An 8,811-nucleotide genomic window follows, 5' to 3' on the forward strand; every position below is an offset into this window, starting at 1 on the left:
TCCAGTAATATTAGAATTATATCAAACTTCTTTTTAATTGTCATCTTATTTAAGTTTTAAATAAGTATTTACAACATTTTCAACAGTAAATCCGTAATTTTTAATAATAATATCTGCTGGAGCAGATGCTCCAAAAGTATTAACAGATAATGATAAGCCATCCAATCCTACATATTTGCTCCAGCCAAAGTCACTGGCCATCTCAACTGATAAGCGTCTGCGACACTGGGATGGTAATACTGATTCTTTATAATCATCAGATTGTAAATCAAAGAGTTCATTACATGGCATAGATACAATTCTTACATCCTTACCTTTATAATAAAGCTCTTTTTGTGCTTTTAAGGCAAGACTGACTTCAGATCCTGTAGCTATAATAATTCCATCTAATGTTTCTTTTTCATAAGAAACAACATAAGCTCCTGTTAAAACCTGTTCATAAGTAGCCTGAGTAATATTATCGACTTTCTGGCGAGTTAGAATAAGAGCACTAGGACTATCTTTTGTTTCTAAGGCTATTTTCCAACAAGCCATTAATTCATTAGCATCAGCCGGTCTAAAAACATGCATATTAACCATTGAACGCAGCATTGCCAGTTGTTCTACAGGCTGATGAGTTGAGCCATCTTCTCCAACCGCAATTGAATCATGGGATAACGGTAAGATAATAGGAAGTTTCATTAAACAAGCCATACGCAAAGCCGGCTTAAAATAATCACTGAACACTAAAAAACCACCGGCAGATACTTTAATTCCTTTATGTAAAGTTAATCCATTCATGATTGAAACCATAGCAAATTCTCTGATACCAAAATAAAGGTTTCTGCCTTGATAATTTTCGGGCGAATAACGATCTTCTCCATCAATCAAAGTCTTTGTTGAAGATGCTAAATCAGCAGTTCCTGATAAAAAAGTAGGATTCTGCTTAGCAGTATATTGAATAACTTTCCTGCTTGTATCTCTTGTTGCTTCACAGCTGGAAATATCATATTCAGACAACAGTTCAGAATAATCCAAATGGTACTCCCCATTAATAGCTTTTTTATAACTTTCATAATCGTTAGGATATGTATTTTTATATTGTTCTAAAAGAGTAACCCATTTTTTATATTGGCGTTTTCCTCTATTAAAAACATTCTTTTTAAAATCATTATAAACTTCATCAGGAACATAAAAATTTTCATAATCAAAATGATAATTTAATTTTGTCTGTTTTCCATCTTTATCTCCTAAGGGATTGCCGTGGACTTTATTAGTACCCTGATTAGATGATCCATAGCCGATAATAGTTTTCATAATAATGATTGTAGGCTTATATATCTCTTTTTTTGCTTTCTTAAGGGCTTTAGCAAGACTATTAGTATCATTTCCATCAGCAACTTCAATAACCTGCCAGTTCATAGCTAAATACCGCTGTTTAACATTTTCTGAAAAAGAATAGCTTAATGGTCCATCTAACGTTACATCATTAGCATCATAAATAATAATTAATTTTCCTAAAGATAAGTGTCCAGCAAGTGATGATGCTTCGTATGTAACACCTTCTTGCATATCGCCATCACCACAAAGTGCATAAGTGTAATGATCAACAATTTGGAGATCTTCTTTATTGAATTTTTCAGCAAGGAACTTTTCAGCCATAGCCATTCCAATAGCCATTGGAATACCTTGCCCTAATGGCCCGGAAGCAGCATCAACACCGGGTGTTAATTTATATTCAGGATGTCCCGGAGTTTTGCTTCTCCACTGCCTAAATTGCTTTAAATCTTCTATACTTAAATCATAACCGGAAAGATGCAATAAACTATACAATAACGCACTAGCATGTCCACTTGCTAATACAAAGCGATCCCTATTCTGCCAATCCGGTAATTGCGGATTCACTGCAAGCTGTTTAGTAAAAAGTGTATAAAGTGCGGGTGCAGATCCTAATACCATACCCGGATGTCCTGATTTAGCTTTATTAATCATATCAATACCAAGTGATCTAATGGTCGCTATTGATAAATTTGTATCCATTCTTATAATTTCCCCCTATATAGCATTCTTTCATAGAATAACATAAAAAAGGTGCTATGAACACCTCTTAATTCACTTTTCTCATCTTTCTTGGAGTTACATCATTTCCTTGAGAATCAATCACCCGGATATGTTCAAGTTCCTGACGAAATCCTTTTCTGAAATTCTCAATATACTTATCACGTAAAGCTTTCTGTTTTACCAATTCTTCATCAGTCAGACCTTCAGTTTTCTTTTTATTAGCTAAAAAATTAATTTCTTTAATTAATAAATCCATTTCTTGATTCATAATAAGCTCCTTAAAAATGACCTAAGAGACTTGACTATCCCTGTTGTATATACAGGTGGGTATCTTATCATCATTATTAGGATCCCTAATTAAATAGGTCTTCAACACAAATGATAATTATCAGATTCCCTTATCAAATATGTAGGAAATGCATATACTCTTAGGTCATCCACATTATATCATAGCATTTACTTTAGTCAATATTCTTACCCTCCGGGATGATAAGAAAAGTCGAAGTTAAATCATCATCAAATAAATTTGATATCTTTCTAATTTCTTTAATATCTAAATTATTAATTAAAGATATCAAATCAAAAGCATTAATTCCCTCAAAATAATATCTGCTGAATAATGAAGCAATTGTTTCAGGTGAATTAAATGCCTGAATAATCATTCCTATATTTTTCTTTTTCATTCTTTCAAATATAACCGGATCAGCAGAATAATCTTTCATATTTTTAATAAATTGATGAAAAACTTCTTCTAATTCATTAGTCTTTTCAGTATCACTAGACATAAAAAATAAAGAATAATCTCTCTCTTGTATAAATGTAACATCAAATGAATCATTAATTAACTCTCTTAGAGTCCATTCTTCTCTTATATCACTTGATTTGCTAAATAACATATCCAGTAAGATAGTAAAAGCAAGTTCTCTGTTTAATCTGTCTTGAATATTAGATGGTATATCATTAATTTTTAAAGCAATAGAAACCTTACTTGCCGATACATCCATATATTTGACTTCTCTTCTACAAAAAACACTTTTATCTTCCTGATAATCACCTCTTGTCACCAGCGGCATGGAAACAAAAGATTTCTTATCCTGATTATCTCTAATAATATCCATTAACTTATCAGGTTGAATATGTCCTGCTATGAATAAGACCATATTACTTGGCTGATAGAATGTACGATAGCAATCATATAAAATAGTCTTATCAATTTTTCTAACTGTATCAGCAGTACCGGCAATATCTATTTTTACAGGGTGTTGATGATACAGATTTTTGATTGCTCCAAAGTAAGACTGCCAATCAGGATTATCATCATACATACCTATTTCCTGAATAATAATGCCCTTTTCTTTTTCAACTGATTCTTCTGTAACATTCAGTTCTTGAACAAAATCAAGAAGAAGTTCTGTACATTCATTTTCATTTTGTGTTGTAGAAAACAAATAAGAAGTGCGTACATTAGAAGTATAAGCATTACTTGATGCTCCCAATTTAGCAAATTCTTCTGAAGCATCTCCATTTTTCAGATCAAACATCTTATGTTCTAGAAAATGAGCAACTCCATCTGGTACAGTAATCATATTTTCTTTTCCTAAAGGTATAAATGATCTGTCTATTGATCCAAAATCAGTAGTAAAAAGACCATATGTCTTATTAAAATTATCTTTAGGCATTAAAAACACCTCAAGACCATTTTTCATTTTTTCATGATAAAGTGTTTCTTTAATATCTGAGTAATATATTTTATCCATGGAATTCCTTTCTTGTTAAAAAATAAACTGTATCCAATCTGATTTTTTCTGCACATCTTTGAATATCTTCTTTTTTAACTTTGTTTATTACTTCTATATAGTCTTCTATTGACTGTTTTTTTCTGATGATATCTCTATTAAATGCAAGAGAAATAAGATAAGGTATAGAATCATAAGCTTTAGCAAGTGAAGATATAATCATCATCTTAGTCATTTCTAATTCTTCTTTTGAAAAATGTCCCTTTCTTAATTCATTAATCTCATAATTAATCAGTTCTTTTACTTTCTGATAGTTCTCCATTTCAATTCCACTGGAAATACTCATAACACCATGATATGGATCATAGATGCTATTAATATAATAGCAAAGACTGTTTTTCTCACGTATATTTAAGAAAAGTCTTGATTGTGAATAACCACCCAACAAATCAGAAAACACTGTCATAGCTTCATTATCATCATCTAAGAAATAAGTATCAGTTTGATACCCAAGATTAAGCTTTGATTGGATAATATTTTGTTTTTCAATAATTTCTACAAAATCTTTATGTGTACTTTTAAAATGATAACAGCTTAAAAGCTGAGGCTTTGACTGAGGAAATGAAAGAGTATTAAATAAAGCAATATCCTCTTCTTTAATATGACCGGCTATATAAACATGTTTTTCATCATTATGAATCATATCTATATAGGCTTCATAAAGATCTTTTTCTGTAATAGATTCAATATCTTCCAAATAGCCTGTAGAAGATATTTCTAATGGTGTTCCATGTCCCATTAAGGAAAATAGCTGATTTGCTGAATAGGTAACTTTATCATCCAGTGAGGCTTGTATACGGGCTTTTATTTCATTTTTCTTCAATTCTGTTAAGGTATGATCAAAACTATTGTTTTTTACAAAAGGATTGAAAATAACATCTTTTATAAGATTTATCTGTGATAAAAGCATTGGTGAATGATCAGGAAGATATTCCTGATTAACTGCCACTGTTTTAAAGCAAATAATATCGCTTTGCCCTTTAGTCATAACATTGACAGATAAATTAGCACCATATAGTTCTTCTAAATAGCCGGCTAATTGTTTTTGTGATGGATAATGTGATGTAGCTGCTGCCATCACAAAGCCTAATATACTTCTTAAAGTTTTATTCTTTTTAGATAAGTCCTTTTTGAAATAAACTGAAATTGTAATATCTTTAAATTTATCTGATGGAATTACATGTAAAGTATATCCATTCACTTGATAATCTGTTTTCATAAAATCCTCCCTAGTTATTATATAATAATCTATATAATTTAAAAAGTAAAAGACTTAAAAAGAGTCGCATTGCGACTCTTATCGTTTAGATTTATCATAAGGAATACCATCAGCTAATGGAGCTGCTGAATGTTTAGAAGTAAATGCCAGTAAAACAAGCGTAGCAACGTAAGGAATGAGCTTATAAACTGTATCTGGAAGTGATAAAGAAGCCAGAAATGGAATAGAGCCATAAGTATAAGCCAATGTTTTAGTAATACCAAAGAAGAAAGATGCACCGGCAATTCTCCATGGAGTCCAGTTACCAAAAATCATAACTGCTAATGCCAAGAAACCATAGCCGGCAACAGTTCCGGTGAATTCAGTAGAAATTGGAAGAATATAAACTAAGCCTCCTATACCGGCTAAAAATCCGGAAATAGATACGCCAATATATCTAATCTTATAAACACTGATACCGGCAGCATCAGCAGCCTGAGGATTCTCACCACATGATCTGATATGAAGACCTAATTTAGTTTTTATCAATACATACCACGAAATAAGCAAGATGATTATTCCTAAAAAAGTTGTGAGATAAAAATTTTCAAAAAACATTGGACCAATAAAAGGAATTTTAGATAATATCGGAATTGATGCAATTCTAAATTCATTTTCAAAAGTAATGTTCTGTACTCCGTCCTGAAGAGTTTTAGCAACAAAAATAGCTAATGCAGGACCTAACATATTTAAAGCAGTACCGGAAATTGTCTGATCCGCTTTTAAATGAATAGCAGCAAATGAATGAAGTAATGAGAAAATCAAGCCTACTATCCCGGCAACAAGAAGTGATGCAAGCAATAAAGGCGTACCACTAAGAATCATCGCATTTTGCATATGATGCATAAAGAGAATACCACCAAAACCTCCCATAACCATGATACCTTCAAGAGCCAGATTGACAACACCGCTTCGTTCAGAAAACATGCCGCCTAATGCTACAATCAGTAATGGGATAGCAAATAATAATGTCTGAGAAAACAAGAAATAAATGATATGCATTATTTATTTACCTCCTTTAACAGATTTTGCTTTTTTATTCAATATTGTCTTAATAAGTAAAGTAAATGAAGCAAAATAGATAATAATAGCAACAATAACATCAATAACTTCAATTGGAACATTTAAAGACTGAAGATAATTGCCACCAACATTTAAATAACCGATAAACAAAGCGGCAAAGATACATCCAATAGGGTTAGAAAATCCAAGTAATGCGATTGGAATACCATTGAAACCTTCAGCAGGTAATTTCTCAACAATCTGAAGTTTACGTCCGGCACCTGATAAATATGGCAGTGCTCCACCTACTCCGGCAAAGAACCCTGCAATAGCAATTGACATAATAATACATCTTTTTTCATTCATTCCAGCATATTTAGCAGCTTCTTTATTAAATCCGCAAGCTTTTAATTCATATCCGAATACTGTCTTATTCATAATAAACCATGCCAATACACATAATAAAACCGCAATAATTATTCCAACAAAAAAGCGAAGTTCTGCATCAGATGTAAAAAAATCATCTATAAAAGTACGCGGCAGGCTGCGAGATTGTTCTACCGTCATTGACTCAGCACCTTCTGAATTATAAATAGTACTCTTAATCCCCTGAATAACCAGCAGCAAGCCAATATAATTCATCATAATTCCTGAAATAACTACATTAACATTACGATATGCCTTTAAAATACCAGGGATCAATGCCCATACCATACCGGCAAGACCGGCAGCAATAACAGCAGCAAGCCATGTAAGAGGAGCAGGAATAAAAGTACATCTAATCGCAATAAACATAGCTACAAATGAACCCACTAAATATTGTCCCGGTACTCCAATATTAAATTCACCACATTTATAGGCAAACGCAATACAAAGACCTGTCAGCATAATTGGTGTAGCAGTATAGAATACCATTGATAATGATTCCAGACCTTTATAAAAACCTCCAGCGAGTAAAATGCCAAAGCATTCCAAAGCACCTTGTGGAAATGAAATAAAAATAATAAGAACACCAAACAGTAAACCGAAGAAAATTGCAATTAATGAGGCAACAAAAGAATTTACACTTTCTTTATGCAGCAGCTCAGCAAATTTATTTTTCATACTGTGTACCTCTCTTTGAACCGGCCATATATAAACCTAATTCTTGTATATTTGTTTGTTTAGGATCAAGATCACCTACAATCTCACCTTCATAAATGACAAGAATTCTATCACTAACATTCATAACTTCATCTAATTCCAGTGAAATTAATAAAACAGCATTACCAGCATCTCTGGCTGCAATAATTCTCTTATGAATAAATTCAATAGCTCCTACATCTAATCCTCTAGTAGGCTGCACAGCAATCAGTAAATCTCCTTCCGCCTCTATTTCTCTGGCAACAATAGCTTTTTGCTGATTTCCGCCGGACATACCTCGTGCTGATGATTTAGCACCCTCTCCGCTACGTACATCATATTGTTCAATCAGCTTTTCTGCATATTCATTCATCTGATCAAATTTTAATAAATTATTTTTAGAAAACGGTTCTTTATAATACTGTTTTAAATTAAGATTTTCCATCAAAGAATAATCCAAAACAAGACCATGCTTATGTCTATCTTCAGGAATACATTTCATACCGGAATCATTACGGCTTCTAATAGACTTTTTTGTAATATTCTGATCATTCAATAAAATTTTTCCACTAGTAGGCGTTTTTAAACCTGTCAGATTATATATAAGCTCAGTCTGTCCGTTACCATCAATACCGGCAATACAAACAATTTCTCCTTTTCTTACTTCAAAAGAAATATCATTTAATAAGGCTTTATTAGCTGTTTTAGGATGATAAGTCAGATGATCTACCTTTAATACTGTATCACCGGGATTAGCATCAGTTTTATCAACAATAAAATTAACTTTATGCCCTACCATTTTTTCAGACAGTTGCTCTTTTGTTACATCAGCTATATCAACCGTATCAACATATTTCCCTTTACGAATAATTGTACAACGATCAGCTACAGCCTTAATTTCATTAAGTTTGTGAGTAATGAAAATAATTGATTTTCCTTCATTCTTTAATTTTTTCATAATTTGCATCAGTTCATCAATTTCCTGAGGAGTCAAAACAGCAGTTGGTTCATCAAAAATAAGAATATCATTATCTCTAAAAAGCATTTTTAATATTTCAACACGCTGCTGCATACCCACAGTAATATTTTCAATAATTGCATCAGGATCAACATTCAAATGATATTTTGTAGAAAGCTCAACAACCTTTTTACGAGCATTATCTCTTTTTAGAATACCAAAAGCTCCTTTTTCTTCAATACCAAGAATAATATTCTCCAATACAGTAAAATTGTGTACTAATTTAAAATGTTGATGTACCATTCCAATATTATATTTATTTGCATCATTCGGATCATTAATCTTAACAGCATTTCCATTAATCTTAATTTGACCCTCATCAGGTTGATAAAGACCAAACAGTACACTCATTAATGTAGACTTTCCAGCACCATTCTCACCTAAAAGTGCATGAATTTCACCCTTCTTTACTTGAAGAGTGATATTGTCATTTGCTTTAATACCGGGAAATTCTTTCGTGATATTAAGCATTTCAATAGCATATGACACTATTTCCAACCCCTTTCCTTTTTATTATACTATAAATCCTCTGTTTACAAAACATTCTTTCATAAAATTATAGAATTTTAATATAT

General features: G+C 31.9%; 7 protein-coding genes. All 7 read right to left on the minus strand.

Annotated features, from left to right (window positions below; translation table 11 throughout):
• Nucleotides 1-45: 45 nt before the first annotated feature.
• The 7 genes from tkt to HMPREF9943_RS04070 all read right to left on the minus strand — a co-directional run bounded on the left by tkt (nucleotide 46) and on the right by HMPREF9943_RS04070 (nucleotide 8,725).
• Complete coding sequence (tkt, locus tag HMPREF9943_RS04040) at nucleotides 46-2,019, minus strand: transketolase (RefSeq protein WP_004802267.1); 1,974 nt, start codon at nucleotides 2,017-2,019, stop codon at nucleotides 46-48.
• Nucleotides 2,020-2,086: 67 nt separating this feature from the next.
• The gene (locus tag HMPREF9943_RS04045; protein WP_004802268.1) at nucleotides 2,087-2,308 is read right to left on the minus strand and encodes a DUF896 domain-containing protein; all 222 of its coding nucleotides are present in this window, start codon (nucleotides 2,306-2,308) and stop codon (nucleotides 2,087-2,089) included.
• Between the two features lie 193 nt (nucleotides 2,309-2,501).
• Nucleotides 2,502-3,797: an EF-P 5-aminopentanol modification-associated protein YfmH gene (gene yfmH / locus HMPREF9943_RS04050; RefSeq protein ID WP_004802270.1), complete on the minus strand. Its 1,296-nt coding sequence runs from the start codon at nucleotides 3,795-3,797 to the stop codon at nucleotides 2,502-2,504.
• Nucleotides 3,790-5,055 (minus strand): EF-P 5-aminopentanol modification-associated protein YfmF, encoded by a 1,266-nt coding sequence (gene yfmF / locus HMPREF9943_RS04055; RefSeq protein ID WP_004802273.1) that lies wholly within the window; start codon nucleotides 5,053-5,055, stop codon nucleotides 3,790-3,792. Before yfmF ends, yfmH begins: the two co-directional genes overlap by 8 nt.
• A 78-nt stretch (nucleotides 5,056-5,133) precedes the next feature.
• Complete coding sequence (locus HMPREF9943_RS04060) at nucleotides 5,134-6,096, minus strand: ABC transporter permease (RefSeq protein WP_004802275.1); 963 nt, start codon at nucleotides 6,094-6,096, stop codon at nucleotides 5,134-5,136.
• Between the two features lie 3 nt (nucleotides 6,097-6,099).
• Nucleotides 6,100-7,200 carry an ABC transporter permease gene (locus tag HMPREF9943_RS04065; RefSeq protein ID WP_004802277.1) on the minus strand — a complete coding sequence of 367 codons (1,101 nt, stop codon included), beginning with the start codon at nucleotides 7,198-7,200 and terminating at the stop codon, nucleotides 6,100-6,102.
• On the minus strand, nucleotides 7,190-8,725 hold the full coding sequence (locus HMPREF9943_RS04070) for an ABC transporter ATP-binding protein (protein ID WP_040402594.1): 1,536 nt from the start codon (nucleotides 8,723-8,725) through the stop codon (nucleotides 7,190-7,192). Before HMPREF9943_RS04070 ends, HMPREF9943_RS04065 begins: the two co-directional genes overlap by 11 nt.
• Nucleotides 8,726-8,811 lie beyond the last annotated feature (86 nt).

It is taken from the genome of Eggerthia catenaformis OT 569 = DSM 20559, from assembly GCF_000340375.1.
GTDB classification, from domain to species: Bacteria; Bacillota_I; Bacilli_A; order Erysipelotrichales; family Coprobacillaceae; genus Eggerthia; species Eggerthia catenaformis.